This is a genomic window from Paraburkholderia fungorum (assembly GCF_046026025.1).
GTDB classification, from domain to species: Bacteria; Pseudomonadota; Gammaproteobacteria; order Burkholderiales; family Burkholderiaceae; genus Paraburkholderia; species Paraburkholderia fungorum_E.
Genome location: NZ_JAQQFL010000012.1, coordinates 104368 through 126468 on the forward strand (window position 1 = coordinate 104368; position 22101 = coordinate 126468).

At 61.9% G+C, this 22101-nt stretch carries 17 protein-coding genes and 1 pseudogene; 9 read left to right on the forward strand and 9 right to left on the reverse strand.

Annotation, left to right across the window (positions count from 1 at the left end; all coding sequences use genetic code 11):
• Position 1 precedes the first annotated feature (1 nt).
• Positions 2–253: pseudogene (locus tag PQR67_RS15500) on the forward strand (LysR family transcriptional regulator); the annotation flags it as partial.
• 195 nt (positions 254–448) lie between these two features.
• Positions 449–3535 carry a transglycosylase domain-containing protein gene (locus tag PQR67_RS15505; protein WP_408460579.1) on the forward strand — a complete coding sequence of 1029 codons (3087 nt, stop codon included), beginning with the start codon at positions 449–451 and terminating at the stop codon, positions 3533–3535.
• A gap of 10 nt (positions 3536–3545) precedes the next feature.
• Here PQR67_RS15505 and PQR67_RS15510 read toward each other — a convergent pair whose 3' ends face one another.
• From PQR67_RS15510 to PQR67_RS15530, 5 genes are all read right to left on the reverse strand, one after another.
• A complete protein-coding gene (locus PQR67_RS15510) occupies positions 3546–4772 on the reverse strand; it encodes an ROK family transcriptional regulator (RefSeq protein ID WP_408460582.1) in 1227 nt (408 codons plus the stop codon).
• A gap of 30 nt (positions 4773–4802) precedes the next feature.
• On the reverse strand, positions 4803–5600 hold the full coding sequence (locus PQR67_RS15515) for an ATP-binding cassette domain-containing protein (RefSeq protein WP_408460585.1): 798 nt from the start codon (positions 5598–5600) through the stop codon (positions 4803–4805).
• A 20-nt stretch (positions 5601–5620) separates the two neighbouring features.
• A complete protein-coding gene (locus tag PQR67_RS15520; protein WP_408460588.1) occupies positions 5621–6607 on the reverse strand; it encodes an ABC transporter permease in 987 nt (328 codons plus the stop codon).
• Positions 6608–6734: 127 nt separating this feature from the next.
• On the reverse strand, positions 6735–7739 hold the full coding sequence (locus PQR67_RS15525) for a sugar ABC transporter substrate-binding protein (protein ID WP_408460591.1): 1005 nt from the start codon (positions 7737–7739) through the stop codon (positions 6735–6737).
• A 434-nt stretch (positions 7740–8173) separates the two neighbouring features.
• Positions 8174–9310: a branched-chain amino acid ABC transporter substrate-binding protein gene (locus tag PQR67_RS15530; RefSeq protein ID WP_408460827.1), complete on the reverse strand. Its 1137-nt coding sequence runs from the start codon at positions 9308–9310 to the stop codon at positions 8174–8176.
• 295 nt (positions 9311–9605) lie between these two features.
• On the opposite strand from PQR67_RS15530, the gene PQR67_RS15535 reads away from it, so the two are divergent.
• Both PQR67_RS15535 and PQR67_RS15540 read left to right on the forward strand, forming a co-directional pair.
• The gene (locus PQR67_RS15535) at positions 9606–10550 is read left to right on the forward strand and encodes a LysR family transcriptional regulator (protein WP_408460594.1); all 945 of its coding nucleotides are present in this window, start codon (positions 9606–9608) and stop codon (positions 10548–10550) included.
• A 47-nt stretch (positions 10551–10597) separates the two neighbouring features.
• Positions 10598–11182 (forward strand): ureidoglycolate lyase, encoded by a 585-nt coding sequence (locus PQR67_RS15540; protein WP_408460597.1) that lies wholly within the window; start codon positions 10598–10600, stop codon positions 11180–11182.
• Between the two features lie 64 nt (positions 11183–11246).
• Here the strand turns inward: PQR67_RS15540 and PQR67_RS15545 are convergent, their stop codons facing one another.
• Positions 11247–12008 (reverse strand): flagellar brake protein, encoded by a 762-nt coding sequence (locus PQR67_RS15545; RefSeq protein WP_408460600.1) that lies wholly within the window; start codon positions 12006–12008, stop codon positions 11247–11249.
• Positions 12009–12269: 261 nt separating this feature from the next.
• Positions 12270–13304, reverse strand: a complete 1035-nt coding sequence (locus PQR67_RS15550) for a LacI family DNA-binding transcriptional regulator (RefSeq protein WP_408460603.1) — start codon at positions 13302–13304, stop codon at positions 12270–12272.
• Between the two features lie 193 nt (positions 13305–13497).
• On the opposite strand from PQR67_RS15550, the gene PQR67_RS15555 reads away from it, so the two are divergent.
• The 5 genes from PQR67_RS15555 to PQR67_RS15575 all read left to right on the forward strand — a co-directional run bounded on the left by PQR67_RS15555 (position 13498) and on the right by PQR67_RS15575 (position 19961).
• Positions 13498–14655: an ABC transporter ATP-binding protein gene (locus PQR67_RS15555; RefSeq protein ID WP_408460606.1), complete on the forward strand. Its 1158-nt coding sequence runs from the start codon at positions 13498–13500 to the stop codon at positions 14653–14655.
• An 11-nt stretch (positions 14656–14666) separates the two neighbouring features.
• On the forward strand, positions 14667–16673 hold the full coding sequence (locus PQR67_RS15560; RefSeq protein WP_408460609.1) for a beta-galactosidase: 2007 nt from the start codon (positions 14667–14669) through the stop codon (positions 16671–16673).
• Positions 16674–16747: 74 nt separating this feature from the next.
• A complete protein-coding gene (locus PQR67_RS15565) occupies positions 16748–18001 on the forward strand; it encodes an ABC transporter substrate-binding protein (RefSeq protein WP_408460612.1) in 1254 nt (417 codons plus the stop codon).
• A gap of 99 nt (positions 18002–18100) precedes the next feature.
• Entirely contained in the window at positions 18101–19099 is a 999-nt protein-coding gene (locus tag PQR67_RS15570) for a carbohydrate ABC transporter permease (RefSeq protein ID WP_408460615.1), read from the forward strand.
• A gap of 10 nt (positions 19100–19109) precedes the next feature.
• Entirely contained in the window at positions 19110–19961 is an 852-nt protein-coding gene (locus PQR67_RS15575; protein WP_054039020.1) for a carbohydrate ABC transporter permease, read from the forward strand.
• 58 nt (positions 19962–20019) lie between these two features.
• Here the strand turns inward: PQR67_RS15575 and PQR67_RS15580 are convergent, their stop codons facing one another.
• The gene (locus PQR67_RS15580) at positions 20020–21207 is read right to left on the reverse strand and encodes a porin (protein WP_408460617.1); all 1188 of its coding nucleotides are present in this window, start codon (positions 21205–21207) and stop codon (positions 20020–20022) included.
• 89 nt (positions 21208–21296) lie between these two features.
• Positions 21297–22085: an ABC transporter substrate-binding protein gene (locus PQR67_RS15585; RefSeq protein WP_408460620.1), complete on the reverse strand. Its 789-nt coding sequence runs from the start codon at positions 22083–22085 to the stop codon at positions 21297–21299.
• Positions 22086–22101: the final 16 nt, after the last annotated feature.

A 22101-nucleotide genomic window follows, 5' to 3' on the forward strand; every position in this document is an offset into this window, starting at 1 on the left:
TGTACAAAACAGTGCCGATCTGGCTTCACTCTTGCACAGCGCAATCGCGGCGTTATTCGTGCAGCAGAAAATGGCGGGACTCGTGCCGGTCAAACTTAAATCGCCTTCGCAAACGTTCGGCGTCGTGACGCGCAAGGGCGGCGTGCTATCGCCGCCGGCCGAGCAATTCATCGAGTTATTGCGTGAACGGACGGTGGGGCAGGTGGCGGCGCAGTGGGAAAATCAGGCAGTGCAGAAGCAGAAAACCGCCTGAAACAGCGGTTTTTCGAGTCGCGAAAGACTTTCAATATCTCACGCCGGACGGCGCTCCGCCATGCCTTGTGGTGGGGTGTTGCTGCGGCGACACTCTCGGGTAAATCCGAACCGATTGCACGCTCATTTTCCGCGCTACACTTGATTGAAGGTGCGCCGGACTCAAGAGCATGGCGCACGCTCGGGGAGAGCAGCCATGAATCGGCCACTGGTTCGGTTACCGCTTCGCGCGACAGGCACGGCGCCCGTCAGGAAGTGGCTCAAATGGGGGCTGGCAGCGGCGTTTTTGCTCGCGCTGGCTTTGGTGGTGCGCCTGGTCCAGGTCGAGATCGAAACGTCCCGGCTGCAGGCGCGCTATCTCTCCGAACTCACGCGCGACGTGGGTTTCTCCGTCGACACCGGTCCAAGTCATTCCATCCGCTTCCCTCAGGCAGACAAAGGCCCCTACGACAGCCGGCTCGGCTACGCGTTGCTGCCGTCGTTCCAGCAGCGATTGCTGCAACGCGGGTTTGAAATCAGCGCGCAGGCGCGTGATTCCGAACGGATGCTGTCGCTGGCCGATGACGGTCTGTTTATTCCCTACGCCGAAAAAGATCAGGCAGGACTGCAACTCTTCGACGGCACCGGTGCGCCGCTCTTTGGCGCACAGTTTCCGGGCCGCGTTTATGACAGCTTCGATTCAATCCCGCCGGTCGTTGTGCGCTCGCTGCTGTTTATCGAAGACCGCTATCTGCTCGATCCGGATCAGCCGAACCGCAACCCGGCGATCGACTGGGGGCGCTTTAGCCGCGCGCTAGTCGATCAGGGCGCGCGCGTGTTCAACCGGCATCAGTCGACGCCGGGCGGCAGCACGCTTGCCACGCAGATAGAGAAGTTCCGCCACTCGGCGGGCGGGCGCACGGCAACGCCGCCGGAGAAATTGCGGCAGATCGCGTCGGCCTCGGTGCGCGCTTATCTGAATGGTCCGCAGACCATGCCCGCGCGCCAGCAGATCGTCGTCCATTACCTCAACTCGGTGCCGCTCGCCGCGCAACCGGGCATCGGCGAGATCAACGGGATTGGCGATGGTTTGGCCGCCTGGTACGGCAGCGATTTCAACGAGGTCAACCGCATTCTGAAAGCGCCGTCGAGCGAGGCGAATCTTGCCGGGCAGGGCATCGCGTTTCGCCAGGTGCTGTCACTGATGATCGCGCAGCGCGCACCGTCGTATTTCCTGCGTCACGGTTACGCCGATCTCGAACGTCTGACGGATAGCTATATCCGTCTGCTGGCGAACGGCGGTGTCGTCACGCCTGCGCTGCGTGATGCCGCGCTGTCCGCGCAAGTCGCTCTGCGCCACGCACCGAACGCGGTGCAGAACGCGGACTCGTTCGTGTCGCGCAAGGCCGTTACGTCGATGCGCTCGCATCTGCTGGTGGCGCTCGGTATACCGAGTTTCTATGAACTCGACCGGCTCGACTTGCAGGCGACGGGCACGCTCAATAATGCCGTGCAACAGGCGGTGAGCGACCGTCTTGCCGCCGCCGCGACGCGTGACGGCGCGAAAGCCGCCGGGATCGTCGGTTTTGAAATGCTGCGCGCCGCCGACGACCCCTCGAAAATCGCCTATAGCTTCACGCTCTTCGAACGGCGCGACGGCGCGAACCTCGTGCGGGTGCAAACCGATAGCGTGAACCAGCCGTTCGACATCAACTCCGGCGCCCGGCTCAATCTCGGCTCAACCGCGAAAATGCGCACCGTGGTGACGTATCTGCAGATCGTCTCCGACCTGCACGCGCGTTATGCCCCGTTGAGCATGGCGGAGCTGAAAGCGGTGAAACCCGATCCGAACGATCAGCTTACGCGCTGGGCGCTCGACTATCTGATGCATACCTCGGACCGCTCGCTGCAAGCCATGCTCGATGCGGCCGTGGAACGCAAATACTCGGCGAGCCCGGGCGAAACCTTCTATACGGGTGGCGGCGCGCAGAGCTTCAACAACTTCGACTCCGACGACAACAGCCGCATTCTCACCGTGCATCGCGCGTTCCAGCATTCGGTGAATCTGGTGTTTGTGCGGCTGATGCGCGATATCGTCCACTACGAGATGCTGCAGACCACGGGACCCTCGTCGCAATGGCTGGGCGATCCGACGACCCGCAAGATGTATCTCACGCGTTTCGCCGATCAGGAGAGCCGCGTGTATATGACGCGTTTCTACACGAAGTACCACGGTAAGACGCCGGATCAGCAATTGACTCTGCTGCTGCTCGGCGTGCGCAAATCGCCGCCCAAGGTGGCGACGGTGTTGCGCAGCGTGGCGCCGGACGAATCGAACGCGTGGTTCAACGCGAAGATGCGGGCCGCGTTGAAGAACACGCCGGCGGCCTCCGTGCTGGACGATGAGGATCTCGCGAACCTGTACGAAAAATATGCGATCGACCGCTTCAACCTGAACGATCGCGGCTACATTTCGAGCGTGCATCCGCTGGAACTGTGGACCCTCAACTATCTGCGCGCGCATCCCGACGCGACGCTCGAGCAGATGGAAACCGCGAGTCGCGACGTGCGTCTGTCGACCTATTCGTGGCTCTTCAAAACCCGCTATCACGCTACTCAGGACCGCCGCATCAAGCGGATGGTCGAGTTGCGCGCGTACGATGCGATCGGCAAATCGTGGCAGGCGCTCGGCTATCCGTTCGCGACGCTCACGCCGTCGTATGCGGCGGCGATTGGCGCGTCCGGCGACCGGCCGGCGGCGCTCGCGCAACTGATCGGCGTGATTGCCAACGACGGCAGCAAGGTGCCGACAGAAAGCCTCACGCAACTCGATTTCGCGAAAAATACGCCCTACGAAACGCATTTCCAGCGCGCGGCGGTAGCGCCGCAGCAGCAGTTGTCGCCGGAGATCGCCGGGGTTGTCAGGGGGCTGTTGCGTGACGTCGTGTTAGGCGGTACCGCCAAGCGTCTCGCCCAGGGCATGACGTTCCCCAATGGCCAGACACTGGAGATTTACGGCAAGACCGGCACTGGCGATCAGCGCTTCAATGTGTGGGCCAAAGGCGCGCGCCTGATCGAGTCGCGCAAGGTGAACCGCAGCGCAACCTTCGTGTTCGTGATGGGAGACCGGTTCTACGGCACGCTGACTGCCTGGGTGCACGAACCGTATGCAGCCCATTACGACTTCACGAGTGCGCTCTCGGTGCAGTTGCTGAAGTCGCTCGCGCCGGTGTTGCAGCCGTTGCTCGACAATCCGCCGGCCAGAACCGCGTCGATAACGAAGGTGGCCGCGCAAGCGCAATGAGCGGCGGCGTCTAATATCCCGCGTCCGTCGCCGGCTTGAGAAACAGTTCGTGCACGGGCGCGAAATGCGCGTACAGCGGCAGAATCGCACCGCCCATTGCCCGCGCATCGGCACCGATGGTGCCTTCCAGTAGCTGCGGGCGCACCAGGCCTTCCCATTCGAAACGATCGAGCACGCGCTCGGTCCGGCGGATGATTTCGCGCACCAGTTGCCGGTCGAGTTCGCCGTCGATCACGACCGCTTCCAGATCGAGCAGGGCCGCCGCATTGGTCAATGCACTGGCGATGGCCGGGCACGCCGTGTCGAGCCATTGCTCGGTCTGCCGCCACAGGTCCGGCGACAACGCGCGATGGTCATGCGCGGCCGCGGCTGGCGCGCCCGCATCGCTCAATAGCCGTTCCAGAACAAAGCCCGATGCGGCGTGCAGCAACTGCCGCGCCGGTTTGCGAGGGCCGCCGTCCCTCAGCGGGATCGAGCCGACTGCGCCGGCATTGTCGTGCGGGCCGGCATGCAAACGCCCGTCGATCACCAGGCCGCCGCCGATAAACGTCCCGACGAACAGGTACAGAAAATTGTGAATTCCGCGGCCTTGCCCCATCACGAGTTCGGCGGCGCAAGCGGCGGTGGTGTCCTTGGCGAATTCGACGGGCAGGCCTGTCATCGTCGCGATGCGGCTGCGCAGATCGATCTCGTGCCAGGCTTCCAGCGCTTCTTGCGGCGCGCCGAGAAAGTCGCGCCAGCCGCCGAGCCACAGCGGCGCCGCCACGCCCACGCCGACCACTTTGTCCGCGTTCGCGCCGAGCGTCTGGGTCACGCGCGCCAGTCTGCTTTCCAGCGCGGGGAATAGCGTGCGCGGATCGGGATAGGCATAGTCGAAGACATCGCGGCACACGACGCGGCCCGCGAAATCCATCGCCAGCACGTCGAGGCTCCGGCGTCCTACCTTGATGCCGATGGTGTACGCACCGTCGGCACGCAATGCGATCGGCACCGACGGTTGACCGATGCGTCCGCGCACGCGCGCCTGCTTCTCGAGCAGGCCGTCGTCGATCAGACGGTCGACGATCATCGACACCGTCTGCATCGACAGACGCGTGAGGCGGCCTACGTCGGCTTTCGGCAGCGGCCCATGCAAACGGATCGCCTGCAGCACGATTCGTTCGTTGAATTGACGCATGCCGACCTGATTCGAGCCGACCGTGCGTTCGAGCGGTGAGCGGGTGCCGGGTGTTTCCATCGTCGCGTGCCCCTCAGCGGGATGCCGCCATCATGCAATCGCCTTGACGTCCGCTTCCTTCGCGCCCGTCATGATTGCCACGGCCTCCGACATATGGATGTCCCGCGTGTTCACGAGCGCCGCGCGCCGGCCGAGCCGCTGGATATGGATGCGGTCCGCGACTTCGAACACGTGCGGCATGTTGTGGCTGATCAGGATCACCGGCAGGCCGCGCTCGCGCACGCGGCGGATCAACTCGAGCACCATGTTGCCTTCCTTCACGCCGAGCGCGGCGGTGGGTTCGTCGAGAATCACCACATGCCGTGCGAACGCCGCGCTGCGCGCGACGGCCACGCCCTGGCGCTGGCCGCCGGATAAGGTTTCGACCGCCTGGCGCATCGAACGGATGCCGATTTGCAGATCCTTCATGTGCGCGGTGGCTTCCTCGAGCATGCGGCGCTTGTCGATCATCTTGAAGATCGAGCCGCGCCAGCCCGGTTTGACGAGCTCACGGGCGAGGAACAGGTTCTCGGCGATGCTCATGGCGGGCGCCACCGCGAGCTCCTGGTAGACGGTTTCGATGCCTTGAGCGCGGGCATCCAGCGGGCTGCGGAATTTGACCGGCTTGCCGTCCAGCAGGATTTCGCCTTCGTCGGGAACGGTGGCGCCCGAAAGCGCCTTGATCAACGACGACTTGCCCGCGCCGTTGTCTCCGATCACGGCGAGAATCTCGCCGGGCAGCACTTCGAAATCGCAGCCGTCGAGCGCGGTGACGTTGCCGTAGCGTTTGACGATGCCGCGCGCCTGCAGAACGGGCATCGCGGTGGAAGCGGAAGTAGATGTCGACATGACGGACTCCAATTGAGTGCTCAACCGCGACGATGGGAAAGTTTATCCGCGGCGACCGCGAGAATCACGAGCATGCCGGTGATCAACACCTGGTAGACCGAAGAGACACCGATCAGCGTCAGGCCGTTGCGAAACACGCCGACAATCAGCGCGCCGAGCAGGGTGCCGGAAATCGAGCCCCGTCCGCCGAACAGACTCGTGCCGCCCAGCACCACGGCGGTAATGCTGTCGAGGTTCTCGGTTTGCCCCGCCTGCGGATCGCCGACGCCGGTGCGCGACACCGATAGCAGCGCGGCGATGCCGTAGATCGCGCCGGCCAGCGAATACACCGTGAGCAAAATCTTCTGCGACGAGAGGCCCATCAGGCGCGCGGCTTCGGGATTATTGCCGAGCGCATACAGATGCCGGCCGGGCACCGTGTCACGCAGGACGAACCAGGTCGCCGCGTACATCAGCAGCGTGAGTACCGTGCCGTAGGTGACTTCGGCGGGGCCGAGCCTGAACGTGTTGCCGAGGAACATGATCGCGTCCGGCAGGTTCGAGACGCTCTCCGCGTTGGAATAGATCTGCGTGAGCGCGAATGCGATGTTCAACGTACCCAGCGTGACGATAAAGGCCGGCAACTTGATCTTCGTGATCAGCACGCCGTTGAGCGCACCGAATAGCGCGCTCGCGGCGATGCCGCACAGAATCGCGAGAACGGGCGGCACGCCGAGCGTGACCGCGAATTTGGTCATGATGATCGAGCCGAACGCCATCACCATCCCGCACGACAGATCGATCCCGCCGGTCAGCACGATCAGCGTCTGGCCGATCGCGATGACGGCGACCACCATCGTCTGTTGCAGGATCAGCGAGAGGTTCTGGAACGACAGGAACCGGTTGCTCTGCGAAATGAAGAAGCCACAGGCCAGCAACAGGGCGATCAGCGGTCCGATTTCAGCGAGCGACGGCAAGCGGTCGGTGAACGGGCGCGGGTGGCCGGCGGGCGCGGAAGGAGTCGACATGATAGGGGTGTCCTCGATGCATGAACGCGGCAAGCGGGCCATGCGGTCAATACGCGGGCCGGCCTTCTGCGGCCGGCCCTCCAGCAGTCAGGCGGCCCAGCACAGTGGGCCGCCTGTTCAGTGCCTGTTACTTGTTGCCCCAGCAGTTGTCGAGGCCGAACTTCGTATCCTTGCTGTCGACGCCGGACATCGGTTTGTCGGTGATCAGCGTCACGCCCGTGTCCTGATAGCCGGAAACCTTCTTGCCGGTCTTCGCATAGTCGACGCCGGCGGTCACACCGAGCCCGGCCATCTTCAATGGATACTGCTGCGAAGTCGCCGCGATCGCGCCGGCCTTCACATTGCGCACGCCTTCGCAGCCGCCGTCGATGGAAACGATCATCACGCTCTTGTCCTTGCCCGCCGCTTTGAGCGCGCGATACGCACCCGCCGCGGCCGGTTCGTTGATCGTGTAGACCACGTTGATATCCGGCGATTTCTGCAGGCAGTTTTCCATCGCCGTCTGGCCCTTCGCCTGATCGCCGCGAGTGTCCTGGCTGCAGACGATCGACGGATCGCCTTCCTTCACGCCGAAGCCTTCCAGGAAGCCGTTATGACGCAGTACACCGACCGAGACACCGGGTGCGAGATCGAGCGTGGCGATCTTCGCGGGCTTGCCGTTCATGGCGGTTTTCGCGTACTTGCCGATCAGCACGCCGGCCTTGAAGTTGTCGGTGGCGAAGAGGGCGTCCGTGGCATCTTGCGGATCGGTCGGCGTGTCGAGAGCGATCACCATCACACCGGCCGCGCGCGCCTTCTTGATGCTCGGCACGATCGCCTTGGTATCGCTCGGCGTGATCAGAATTGCTTTCGCGCCGGCCGTCATCATGTTTTCGATGGCGGTGACCTGGCTCGCGTTGTCGCCGTCGAACTTGCCGGCGGCGGTGAGCAGTTTGGCGCCGTCTTTCGAGGCAGCCGCTTCGGCACCCTGTTTCATCTTCACGAAGAACGGATTGGTGTCGGTCTTGGTGATCAGGCCGACGACAGGCTGGTCGGCTGCCTGGCTCGCGCTCGCACACCACACCGCCGATGCCGCGACGCATATCGACACGATTTTCCTGGCGCCAGGATGCCTGCGGGAATTCAGATTCATGGGACGCTCCTCCGGTTATTGGCAACGATGTTGTGAACTGCGGGTGATGGCGCACGCGAACGCTGCGCGCTTGCCATCGGTTTGCAACCTGCTTTGGACGCTGAAGCGATTCAGGGGCGGTTCGAAATCGGGCGACTAAATCACTTGAGTTGATTTAGTAAAGCAGGCGTGAGAATGCGCGTCAAGAAAACTATCAGCAGGGGAGATCGGCGTGCCGAAGCGGCCGACGAGGCGGCGGGGCTTACGTGGCGGGGCTTGGCGGGTGTGGTGCGATGCAAGATCAGGCGTCAGGACTTCGGGAAAGTCCTGGCCTGACTGAAGGATAATTGAAAGTATTGAGTGGTCTTTTACGGCAGAAGCACTGCCGTCGGGAAGGTGATCAGTGTGAGCCGCGCGTAACTCGATGTACGCGATATCCGTCCCTTTCGCCCGGATCACATTCTGATGACATCCATCACGGTCTTCTTATTGTCCTTGAACTGGTAGATCGTGATCGCCGCGTCCCTCAGGTCGCCGTGCGGGTCGAACGCAATGTGCCCGATCACGCCGTCATAGTTCGTGGCAGGCATCGCTGCGAGAATTTTCAATCGGTCGGTTGAGTTGGCTCGCTTCATTGCGTCATAGATAACGTAGACGGCGTCGTACGTGAACGGAGCGTAGGCGTCGATCGGCGTGCTGAAGCGTGCCACGTATCGCTTGTCAAAGTCTTGACCCTTTGGCATTTTTGACAAGGCAAGTCCGGCTTCTGAACATGTCACATTGCCAATTGCGCTGCCGGCAAGTTGCGTCATGTTCTCCGTGCAGGCACCGTCGCCTCCCAGCACCTTTGCGGTGATGCCAAGGTTAGCCGCCTGTTTCGCCAGCGGGCCGGCCGTTGCGTCCGAGCCGCCGTACATGATTGCGTCGGGTTTCAGACCTTTGATTTTCGTCAGAATCGATCGGAAGTCGATGGCTTTATCCGTCGTCGCTTCGTGGGTCACGATAACGGCGCCCCGTGCTTTTGCCGCTTTTTCAAATTCTTGCGCGAGGCCCTGGCCGTATGCGGTGGAATCGTCCACGATTGCAATTCGCTTTGCGTGCATTGTGTCGACTGCGTAGCGAGCCAGTGCCGGCCCTTGCAGTGCGTCGGTCGCGACAACCCGGAAGGTCGTTTTGAAGCCTTGCAGCGTATAGGTGGGATTGGTCGAGCCTTGCGAGATCTGCACCAGGCCGGCCTCGCTGTAGATCTTCGATGCCGGGATCGAAACCCCGGAGTTGATATCGCCGACCACGGCTACCACGCCATCGTCAACGAGTTTCTGGGCGACTTGAGTACCGGTGCGTGGGTCGGCCGCGTCGTCCTGAGCGTCGAGTTGCAGGCGGACCGGCTTGCCGCCGATGACCGGATGCTGGCTGTTGATCTCGTCGATTGCAAGCCTCGCCGCATTTTCGCTGTCCTTGCCCATATGCGCGAGCTGGCCTGTCAAGGGTGCGGCATGACCAATCAGGACCACGGCAGGCTCCGCCGCGAAGCTCGCGCTACCTGCGCCAAGCAGCAGCGCTGCGGCGCTCGTTTGCAGCGTCCGATTCAATTTACTGAACGAGGGTGACATGGCGGCTCCTGAGTTTTCGGTTCAATGAGTGTTCGACCGCCAAATTCTTCCGTCCAACGACTTATTTTATTGACCGGCGATAGATAAATCTGATCGCCCCCAGGGCTTTCCCGGAAGGCCGTCCCTTGCGCGTTGAGCCGCCATGGTCACAACAAAAAGTTGTTTCGGGTGGCCAGTTTTTGTTGTCACGGATCTGATTTTGCGGCGCTAAACTCTGCCAATGCACTGAAGCTGTCCGTTGCGCGGACGCGATGCGTGGAATACAAGGCGTCTGATGAATGTCCGTTTTCTAGAAACGTTTGTATGGCTTGCCAAGCTGCGCAATTTCCGACTGACAGCGGAGCGCTTGCATGCGACACAGGCCGCAATTTCCAGTCGGATATCTGCACTCGAGCAGGAGTTCGGCGTGCGTCTATTCGATCGGGGGCCGCGCGACGTCAAGCTGACCCAGGAAGGGACCAAGGCGCTGGCTTTCGCCGAGCAGATCCTGAAACTCACGAACGACATGCTCGCAAGCGTAAGCGACCGTTCGCATGTGAGTGGGCTGCTGCGGGTCGGCGTGATGGAGTCCGTCGTGCATACGTGGCTGCCTGAGTTACTACGGCGAGTGCGGGACGAATATCCGAACCTGACGATCGAGCTGACTTGCGACACCTCGACGAATCTGTCCGTGCAACTGGTGAATGGCAACGTGGATATCGCTTTCTTGAGCACGATGGTCACCGGTGCGGACGCGGAAAATGTTTCGCTCGGCGCATTGCCGATGCGATGGGTGGCGAGTCCGTCGCTGAATCTGTCGGCTGAAGCACTATCGGAAGCTGAACTGGCGAGCTTCCCGATCGTGAGCTTTGCCCGTCATTCGTCGCCGCATGTGTTTGTCGCCGGCCTGTTTGCAGCCGCCGGCGAGCCGCACGTGCAAATCAATTGCGTGTCTTCGGTCGCGGCGATTATCAGGCTCGTACTCGACGGTTTCGGCATCGCGGTTCTGCCGACGGCTTTCGTGACCCGCGAACTGGAGTCCGGTCATCTACAACTGCTGAAAGTGACCCATCGAGTCCCGGAACTCCCACTGTTCGCGTCCTTCCGGCGAAGTCCGGACAGTTTGCTATGCGAGTCGATCATGCATCTGGCGCAAAAAGTCATGCGAGAGTTCAGCCTGGAGAACGGTCCGGATATCGCACTCTTTCCAGACACCGACGAAGCGCTGCCACCTCATTGAGTGGCACGCTTGATGTTTTTCTGACTATCAAAAAGGCCCGAACCGAGATGCCGACTGCCACGCCTCTGACCGTTCAGCCGCTTACTGCCGGCGCTTTCGAAGCCTATGGATGGATGTTAGGTAAGCCGTTTCCAGGGGATAGCGCGGCGTCTTCGTTTGCAAGCCCGTCGTCCGATTTCTGGCGCGAACATCTGTTCGATGCCGGCCTGTCCGGAGATCCCGAAATTCTGTGGGTCAGATACCGCGATCGCGAAGCCGAGGTGATGCAACTCGAGGCGCATTGGCTTACTGAGCAGGCCGTGGTGCCGCTAACCGGACCTCTCGTCCAGATTGTCGCAACGAGCACGCCGGATGGACACCCGAACCTCGATTCATTGGCCGCTTTCGAGGTGCCCGTAGGGGAGGGGATCTGCATGCGGCCGCGCTGCTGGCATGCGACGCGTGCATTACAGAACGAGGTGACGTGCCTCATGCTGACACGCCGCTCGACGACGTTCGATCTTGCAGTCCATCTACTCGCAGGCGCGCCCGCCGCCGAAAGCGCGATTCGGCGGATTCCGCCATACCGGCTTGTCGGCGCGCCCGGCCTCATACAGGTGCCGACGCTTCAACGAGGCGCCGAGGTCCAGTAAGCCGGTTTGGAATCCGGCGCGATTTCGAGGCGGCGGAGGCTGAAAAGGGCTTGTCTGCGAAAATTTACCTGCGCGGCGCGAGCGTTTGACGCTTCGTTTCGAGCTGGGTGACGACACGCTGCAAGGTGCGCTCCGCCCGTCCTGGCGTCTGCACGAACTTGCAGCCGATCACGAAACGCCGTTCGCCCTTCGGCGTGGTCAACTGCCGTGGCGCGACGATTTCCAGATCGAGCCGCAGCGTGCCGAAGCTGCCGAGTTGCAGCGTGACATCGCGCAGGACGGTGCCGCTTTCAAGCGAGCCGAAGCGTTCATCGGCGGTTTTCAATGCGATGCCGCCCAACGAGAGGTCCTGCAGTTCCAGCCGGAACGAACCGCCGTCCACGCAGGGTCCGCTGGCGATATAGGGGTCCAGCACGGGCGTTTGCACGCGGAAGAATTCGCGGCGCTGAACGTAGCACAGGAACGCGGGGAAGGATGCCTCGAACGCCGGGCGGCCCTCGAACATGATCGGGTTTGCGTTAAGCGTGGTGAACTCGGTGCGAATGCCATCCGGCAAGCCGCGGAAGATCAACTGGCGCGCGGACGCAAGCGCGTAATTGTCCGCCTCCACGCTGCCGGCGTCGAAGATAAAGCGCGCATTGCGCGAATCGACATCGAGCACTTGCGTAACGATCTGGCGGCCGTTGAATTCCACCGTCACGAAGTCCTGTCCGGTCATCAGCTTGCGCAGGCAAACTGCGATTTGCAGGGGATGGTGTTGTGCGAAGGGCGAATCCGCGTCGGTGGTTTGTGCTGCGACGTCGGCGTCCAGAAGATCGGCGATCATTTTGAGTATCCATGCATGTTATGGCCTTGGCCCGGCCGGTGGGGGGAGCGCAGGCGGCATATGAGTCATGCCGGCGCTCGGCCCGTTCCCCTTTCCCCTGCCTGATTGCAGGGACCGTGCCAACTGCATGGATGGACAGCGCGAAGCCGTGGTTTTGCCGTGGAACCCCTTGAGACGGGCGTTCGCGGGTGATGGCCCGATAAGCGGCGACGGTTACAGGCGGGTTCGCTACGTAACGTCCGCGACACTGTTACGGCCACGTTACGCCGAACGCGGCGCGCCGGTGGACGCGCGCACAACCAGTTTCGGCGCGGAAGAAATCCGCATCGGCACGCTTGCCGCGGGCGGGCGGCCCGCTTGCCCGTACGACGACTCGATCAGCTCGCGCAACAGCGATACCGCGAGACCGGCGACCTCGACGGTCGGCACGGCGACCGTCGTCAGCGCGGGCCGCGATTCTCGCGCGAGTTGAATGTCGGTAATGCCGATCACGGACAGGTCGCGCGGCACGTTCAAGCCGAGATCGGCAGCGGCGTGCATCGCGCCGAGCGCCGGCAGATCGTTGGTCGCGAAGATCGCGGTGAGTTTCGGATCGGCTTCCAGCAGGGCGCGCGCCGCGGCGTAGCCACCTTGCATCGTGTCGGGCGCATGCTTGACCTGGACTTTTGGTGCGCCGGCCGCCTGTAGCGCATCGACAAAACCTTCGTAGCGGGCGGCGTGAATCCCCGAGGCTTTGCTGCCGACAATCGCGCCGATTCGACGATGGCCCAGCACCAAAAGATGCGATGCAGCCAGCTCGCCGGCCAGACGAAAATCGACCGCGACGCACGGCAGCCCCGGCGGCTCGTTGGGCCGTTCCCACATGCACAACACCACGGGCGTGCCGCGCGATTCGGTCGTATGCAGGTCCGTGAAATCGAGGTTCGCATTTGTCACGAGCACGCCTTCGGAAAGCGTCCCTGCGATCTGGTCAAGATAGGCCCGCCCGGTCAGCGGATCTTCGTTCGTATTGCAGATGATCACGAAGTGGCCGCTGCTGCGCGCCGCGTGTTCGACGGCGAGCGCGAACTCCGGATAGAACGGATTGGCAATGCTCGACACCATCAACGCCAGCGTCGGGGCACGGCCTTCGGCGAGCGCGCGGGCAGCCAGGTGCGGGCGGTAGCCGAGCGCCTCGACGGCGTCCAGCACCCGTTGCCGGGTGGTTGCGCCGACCCGGCCGCGATTGCGCAGCACGTTCGATACCGTGGCAGGGGTGACGCCGGCGTGGCGGGCGACTTCGCTTAGGGTGGTCATGGCTAATCAGTATTTGGGATGGATGTTCGATATTTGCATCGCAGCCAAAGTCGCGGCACCATTTGCCGCACAGACAAAACGATATCGGAGACAGGTAAGGCCCCAGCGATCGGTAGCGATCGATTTTTTTCGGCCCTGCTGATTAAGCGCTTAATCTCCGACATCGAGCCGATTAAATCACGGAGTCGATGCAATGGCGAGCATTTCGTTGAGAGGCGTGCAGAAGGCGTATGGTGACGGCGCGCTGGTGATCCGCGACGTCGACCTGGAGATCGGCGAGAACGAGTTCTGCGTGTTTCTCGGTCCGTCCGGTTGCGGCAAGTCCACCTTGCTGCGGATGATCGCCGGCCTCGAAGATGTGACCGACGGTGACCTGTCGATTGCCGGCCGCGTCGTCAACGACGTACCGGCGGCGCAGCGCGGCGTGGCGATGGTGTTTCAGAGCTACGCGCTGTTTCCGCATATGACCGTGTTCGAGAACATGGCATTCGGCCTCAAGCTCGCCAAAACCCCGAAAGACGAAATTGACCGCAAGGTGCGGGAAGCCGCGCGCATCCTGCAACTCGAGGCGCTGCTCGAGCGCCGGCCGAAGGCGCTATCAGGCGGCCAGCGGCAGCGCGTGGCGATCGGGCGGGCCATCGTGCGCGAGCCGGGCGTGTTTCTGTTCGACGAGCCCCTCTCCAATCTCGACGCGACGCTGCGCGGCCAGACCCGCGTCGAAATCGCGCGCTTGCATAAACAGTTCGCCAAAGCCAGCGTGGTGTACGTCACGCACGACCAGATCGAAGCGATGACGCTGGCCGACAAGATCGTGTTGCTGCACGCGGGCAAGGACACCGAGCGCTACGGCAGCATCGCGCAGATCGGCGCGCCGCTCGAGTTGTATCACCGTCCGAGGAGCCGCTTCGTGGCCGGCTTCATCGGTTCGCCGCGCATGAACTTCTTGCCGGGGCGGGTGGCGTCGGTGGATGCGCACGGTGTGATCGTCACGCTCGATCACACCGCTGAAAACGTGCATGTGCCGGTCAGCGGCGAAGGGCTCGCGGCCTCGCAGCCGGTCACGCTCGGCGTGCGCCCGGAACACATGGAATTCATCGATGCGGCAAGTGCGGAAAACCCGCGGGACGCCGTGCTGATCCGCATCGTGTCTCTCGTCGAACAGCTCGGCGAGCACAGCTATGTCCACCTCGATCAGCCCGGCGGCGCCGCGCTGATCGCCAAGGCGCCGGGCGACACACGCCTCACGCCGGGTGACCGCGCGAGCCTGCGTGTGCCTGGCCGCGCCTGCCATTTGTTTACCGAAGACGGCTTTGCCGCTGCTTCGCTCGAATCCGTCGAACACTACGCATAGAGGACATTCGGATGCGCCTTGGAGTCTGTTATTACCCGGAACACTGGCCGGAGTCGATGTGGGAAGACGACGCCCGGCGAATGAAAGCACTCGGCATCGAGCAGGTGCGAATCGCCGAATTTGCGTGGAGCCGGATGGAGCCGACCCCAGGCGAATATGACTGGGGCTGGCTGGATCGCGCGATCGACGTACTCGGCGCGGCTGGTTTGCAGGTGGTGATGTGCACGCCGACGGCAACGCCGCCCAAGTGGCTGATCGATCGTCATCCGGATATTTTGCCGGTCGGCGCGGACGGCCGGCCGCGCGCTTTCGGTTCACGCCGTCACTACGATTTCTCATCGCCTTCGTATTTCACCGCGTCGCAGCGGATCTGCACGGCGGTTGCCGAGCGTTACGGCAAGCATCCGTCTGTTGCGTACTGGCAGACCGATAACGAATTCGGTTGCCATCACACGGTAGTCAGTTATTCGCCGGCGGCAGTAGGGCGCTTTCGCGAATGGCTCAAGGCGCGTTATCAAACCATCGACGCGCTGAACCGCGCGTGGGGTACGGTGTTCTGGAGCATGGAATACCGCTGCTTCGACGAGATCGACGCGCCGGTGGCGACCGTGACCGAAGCGCATCCGTCGCACCGGCTCGATTACCGGCGCTTCGCCTCCGACGAAGTGGCGCGCTACAACCGCATGCAGGTCGAGATCATCCGCGCGCATTCGCCAGGGCGGCCGGTCGCGCACAACTTCATGCAGCTTTTTACCGAGTTCGATCACTACAAGGTAGCGGCCGATCTCGATGTCGCGACGTGGGACAGTTATCCGCTCGGCGCGCTCGAAGAACAGTGGTTTGCGCCGGACGTGAAGGCGCGCTGGTTGCGCAGCGGACATCCCGACTTCGCCTCGTTCAATCATGACGTGTACCGCGGCATGTCGAAGTTGCCGTTCTGGGTGATGGAGCAGCAGCCCGGCCCGGTGAACTGGGCGCAATGGAATCCGGCGCCGCTGCCTGGCATGGTGCGCTTGTGGAGTTGGGAGGCGTTCGCGCACGGTGCGGGCTGCGTGTCGTATTTCCGCTGGCGCCAGGCGCCGTTTGCGCAGGAGCAGATGCACGCGGGCCTGAATACGCCCGACAACCGGCTCGACGTTGGCGGCCATGAAGCCACGCAGGTTGCCGGCGAGATTCGCGCGGTGCTCGCTGCGAATGCCGACGCGAATGCCCCGATTCGCTCGAAGGTTGCGCTCGTCTACGACTATGAAGCGAAGTGGCTGTTCGAGATTCATCCGCAGGGGGCGGACTTTCACTATCCGCGCTTTGCATTCGAGTACTACTCGGTGCTGCGCTCGCTCGGACTGGATGTCGATATCGTGCCGGTCGATGCGCCGCTCGACGGCTATCGTCTGATCGTGGTGCCGCCATTGCCCGTTGTGCCCGGCGATTTCGCCGCGCGCCTCGCGAACTCGGGTGCGCAAATCGTGCTCGGTCCGCGCACCGGTTCGAAGACCCAGGACGTGCAGATTCCGGCGAACCTGCCGCCGGGCGCACTGGCTTCGGTGCTACCGCTGCGTGTGTGGCGCGTTGAATCGATGCGGCCGAATGTGACCGAAGCGGTGCGGCTGACGGACAGTAACAACGCGACAGTGGAGGACGGCGTGGCGCGCCACTGGCGCGATTTCATCGAAGGCGAAGGCGGCAGCAGCAGCGATGCGGCGCAAGCGCTCGATGTGCGAGCCCGTTTCGCCGACGGCCATCCCGCCTACGTGAAAAGCGGCGCATTTCATTACCTCGCGAGTCTGTTCGACGACGCGCTCACCGTCCGCCTGTTCGAGCGGATCGCCGAGGAAGCCGGGCTCGACCCGGTGCCGCTCGGTGACAGCGTGCGCTTCAGCCGTCGTGGTGCGCTGACCTACGTGTTCAACTACGGCGCTCAGACGCACAACCTGGCCAACGTCGCCGACGACGCCTTCGTGATCGGTGCAAGCGCGGTGGAGCCGCAGGGTGTGGCCGTTTATCGCTCGGGCCAATGATTTGAAGCGCAGAACGAAGGATTCCATGCAGTAACAACAACGACGCAAAATCACGGAATAAAGGAGACAGCAACATGGCACTGAAACCTCGCAAGATTCTGCTGGCACTCGCGCTGGCCGCGGCCGCCGCCGGCGTGTCGGTCGTCAGCACGGCGCAGGCCGGCACGCTCGCGGTCAACATCGCGTTCAAGGGCGCAAGTCAACGCGCCGTCTGGCAGTCGATCATCGACGACTTCAAGAAAACGCATCCCGGTACCGACGTGAAAGTGTCGTTCATCGACGAGGAAGCGTACAAGGTCCAGTTGCCCGGTTGGCTCTCCACCGTCGCGCCCGATATCGTCAACTGGCATGACGGCGAACGGATGGCGTATTACGCGCAGCGCGGCCTGTTCGAAGATCTGAGCGGCGACTGGGCGAAGAACGGCTGGAACGACATGTATGCGTCGACGAAGGAAGCGTCCTCGTATAAGGGCAAGCAGTACGCCGCGCCGACCGTGTACTACTCGTGGGGTATGTTCTATCGCAAGGATCTGTTCCAGAAGGTCGGCATTAGCGGCGAGCCGAAAACGTGGGACCAGTTTCTCGACGACTGCAAGAAGCTGAAAGCGGCGGGGATTACGCCGATTGCCGTGGCGGGCCGTGATTCATGGACGCTGGCCGGCTGGTTCGATTATCTCGACCTGCGCCTGAACGGCAACGCGTTCCATCAGAAACTGATGGCGGGCGATATCGCGTACACCGATCCGCGCGTGAAGAAGGTCTACACGACGTGGAAACAATTGATCGACGCCGGTTATTTCATCGACAATTCGCTTTCCTACGATCTGGATGCCGTGCAGCCGTTCCTGTTCCAGGGCAAGGCCGCGATGATGCTGATGGGTACCTTCATTACCGGTGGTTTCCCGCCGAGCGTCAAGCCGGAAATGGGTTACTTCCAGTTCCCGATCATCGACGCGAATGTGCCCACTGCCGAAGAGGGGCCGGTCGAATCGCTGAATATTCCATCGAAGGCCAAGAACAAGACGGATGCGCGTGCCTTCCTTGCATTCGTCCAGACGCCGGCAAATGGCGCCAAGCTGGCGGAGGGGCTCGGTTCGTTGTCGGCGAACAGCAAGTCGCCTGAACCCGACGATCCAATCTCGAAGATCGGCTTCCAGATTCTCGCGAACACGAAGGGCGGCATTGCGCAGTTCTACGATCGCGATATGACGAAGGAAATGGCCGATGAAGGCATGAAGGGGATGCAGCAATTCATCTCCGATCCGTCGAAGCTCGACGACATACTTGCGCAACTCGAGCAGACGCGTAAGCGGATCTACAAGAAGTGAGCGGTGGCGGCCCGTTAGTGCCTGGCAATGGACTAACGGACTAATGGGCCGCGCGCTTGAGCGTCAACTCGCTACGTTCGATCGCAACTATCGTGGAGAATGATCGTGTCGCATTCCGTCACCCGTCACACTGTTGGCGGTCCTGCCGATCCTGGCGGCCCTGGCTTGCCTGTTCCGGGTACGCCGGCATCGGGCGGTGCTTCGCGCGGCGGCGCGCCTCTCGTGGCGCGCCGGCGCAAGCCATCGCCGACCGCGCGCCGACAGCGGCGCGCGGCTTTTCTGTTTCTCGCGCCGGCGTGCGTGATGGTGGCGATTTACGTCGTGTGGCCGATCATCTCGACCGTGCGCCTGAGTTTCTTCAACTGGGATGGGATGACCGAGCCGTCTTTCGTCGGCCTCGCCAACTATGTCGAGTTGTTCCATACGCAGACCTTCTATACGGCGCTGAAGAATAACCTCATCTGGCTGCTGCTATTCCTGCTTGCGCCGCCAATGGGACTCGCCGTCGCGCTCTATCTGAACCAGGCTGTGGCCGGCATCCGCATCGTCAAATCACTGTTCTTCGCGCCGTTCGTTTTGTCGGGCGTGGTGGTCGGCCTGATCTTCTCGTGGTTCTATGACCCGACCTTCGGCCTGCTCGCGGTGATTCTCGGGCACGGCGTGCCGGTACTCGGCGATCCGCGTTACGCAACTCTCGGGATCGTGTTCGCGGCGCTGTGGCCGCAAACCGCTTACTGCATGATTCTTTATCTGACCGGCCTGACCTCGCTGAACGCCGAGCAGATCGAGGCCGCGCGCATGGAAGGCGCGCGTGGCTGGTCGATGCTGTGGCATGTGATCCTGCCGCAATTGCGGCCCACCACGTTCATGGCGATCGTCGTCACGGTGATCGGCGCGCTGCGCAGTTTCGATCTGATTTCGGTGATGACCGGCGGCGGACCGTTCGAAAGCTCGACGGTGCTCGCGTATTACATGTACGACCAGGCGATCAAGTATTACCGCGTCGGCTATTCCGCGGCGGTGGCGGTGGTGCTGTTCGCGATCATGCTGGTGTATATCGTTTATCACCTGCGCCGCATGCTGCGCACCGAGCAATAAGGAGCCGATCATGTTTCCGATCCCGATCGACAAATGGAAGCCGGTCACGCGCCGCGCGTACAAATTGACCCTGCCGCTCGCGCTGCTGATCTGGCTGCTGCCGATGATCGCGGTGCTTGTGACTTCAGTGCGTTCCACGGAGGAACTGAGCGAGGGTAACTATTGGGGCTGGCCGAAGCACTTCGCGATGTTCGATAACTATCGCGAGGCGTTGACGACTTCACCGATGCTGCATTATTTCTGGAACAGCGTGCTGATTACGGTGCCCGCCGTGGTGGGCTCGATTGCGCTTGCGGCAATGGCGGGATTCGCGCTGGCCATCTATCGGTTTCGGGGCAATTCCACGTTGTTTGCGACGTTTGTCGCGGGGAATTTTGTCCCGGTTCAGGTGCTGATGATTCCAGTGCGGGATTTGTCGTTACAGCTCGGTCTGTTCAATACGGTGAGCGCGCTGATTCTGTTCCATGTGTCGTTCCAGACTGGATTTTGCGCGCTGTTTCTGCGCAATTTCATCAAGCAGTTGCCATTCGAACTGGTTGAGGCGGCTCGGATTGAAGGCGCGAACGAATGGACGGTGTTCTTCAAGATCGTATTGCCCTTGATTCGTCCCGCGCTCGCGGCGCTGGCGATTCTCGTCTTCACGTTCGTGTGGAATGACTACTTCTGGGCGCTGTGTCTGACACAAGGTGACGACGCCGCACCGATTACCGTAGGCGTCGCGGCCTTGAAAGGGCAGTGGACCACCGCGTGGAATCTTGTATCGGCCGGGTCGATTCTGGCCGCCTTGCCTTCGGTCGCCATGTTCTTTGCGATGCAGAAGCATTTCGTGGCCGGGTTGACGTTTGGGGCGACGAAGGGGTAGGGAGCGCGCTACGCGAGGCAAGCTCGCCTCGCGCGCCCGGAACCTGCCTGCACTTGGGTTAGAACGTGTGCCGGATCGCCGCGCGAACGACAATCTGACTCGAGGACGAAGACAGGTCCTGTGCACCGGGCACGTATGCCTGATCCAGTGCCGATCCGGTTGCGTCGCCCGTGATCTTTTGAAAGGCGCCCTGGATGTAGACATCGGTGCGCTTTGACAGGTTGTAGTCCGCCATCAAGCCGACGGTGTGAATCTTCGGCCGTACGCTGCCTGTCGTCGCATCGTAGTTCTCCAGCGTATAGACGTACTGCGCGCCCACAAAGAACGCCGGTGTGAACTGATATTTTCCGTTCAGTTCGAAGTTCTGATACTTCAGGCTGGTTAACGTCCCGCCTGCGAGTGCCCCGCTAGTCGGTTGGATGCTCTCCTGGCCGCTGAGGTAGGCGACATTCGCGGCCGGGTTGCTGAGGTTCGTGTTGGTATAGACGAAGCCAACTGTTGCCGGGCCCATGGTGTAGTTGATCCCTGCGCCAAAGATGCGCAAGCGCTCCGACTGGAAGTTCGCGTCTGCCGCGACGGTTGAACTCGAACCGGCAATTGCGCCGCCTGACGTTGATCCCGGATTGTCCGCATTCAGATAGGCTGCAGCGATCAACAGCCCGCCGGACGTGTATTGTGCGCCAACGCTCAGCAGCCGGTTGTTGGCGAAGCCGGTGCTGTTGCTGAAGCTATACGTGCCGCCGAACTGGAACCCGGCAATATCCGGGCTCGCATACTTGACCGTGTTGTTGACGCGGAACGTGTTATCCGTGTTGTCGTTGTCGAATGGATGCGATAGCAGATAGCCGCCCCAGTTGCCATTGGCTGTGGTCAGCGCAAGATAGTCGACCACCGAGTCGTATTGGCGGCCCAGGGTCACCGTCCCGTAGCGCTCGCTTTCGATTCCGACATACGCCTGGCGTCCAAACCCGAGCCCGCCTTGCCCGAGCTTTCCGGTGTTGACGTTAAAGCCGCTTTCGATCTGAAAGATCGTTTTGAGGCCGCCACCCAGATCTTCGGTGCCTTTCAGTCCCCAGCGGCTACCCTGGGCATAGCCGCTTGCCATTTCATACACATGGTTTCCGCCGACGTTATTCGTGAAGTCGAGTCCCTCGTCGATCACGCCGTACAGCGTTACGCTGCTCTGCGCGAATGCCGACGTTGCAAATGCTGACGCTATTGCGGCAAGAATAATTTTACGTTTCACTTTGTCATCCTAAGTTTATAGTTTATTTTTTATGCCGGACTACGGCTGCCCCATCATTTTGTCTTCTGTCAGGACTGGCTCAGGCCGGCTTACTTCGCGCCGTAGATATCGAAGTCGAAATACTTCCGGTTAATCCGCGCATAGGTCCCGTTTGCCAGCACGGCAGCCAGTGCCTGATTGAACGCGTCGCGCAACGCGACGTCCTCCTTGCGAAGACCGAGACCGTCGCCAAGACCGAAATACTTCGGGTCGTCCAAAGCGGGGCCCGCAAACGTGTAGTCCTTACCCTCGGGCTTCTTCAGAAAGCCGTCGTTCGCTTCGATCGACGCCTGAAATGCCGCATCGAGCCGACCCGCGATCAGGTCCGTATAGACCTGATCCTGGTTCTGGTAGGAGACGATCTGCACGCCAGCCGGTTGCCACTGCGCCCGGGCGTAATCCTCCTGACTCGACCCCTGTTCGACGCCGACCCGCTTGCCCTTTAGCGAAGCGGCGCTCGGCAGCAGATCGGAGCCGCGCCTGACAACCAGGCGGGCCGGCGCGTTGGAGATCTTGTTCGTGAACGCGATCTGCTGCATGCGCTTGGGTGTGATGGTCATCGACGACGAAATCGCATCGAACTTTCTCGCCAGCAGTCCGGGGATCATGCCGTCAAAGCTGGTTTCGACCCATACGCACCGCGCATGAAGCTCGGCACAGAGCGCATTGGCGATATCCACGCCAAAGCCGGTGAACTTGCCGTCGGGTGTCTTGAACTCCAGCGGTGGGTACGTCGGATCCACCGCCAGCCTGATCTCCTTACCGGACCAGTCGGCGGCGTGAGTGCCGCCGGACAGGCTCATCAAAGCAAACGAGATCGCTGCAAGTGCCTTCTTCATGTGTTTCTCCTCACCG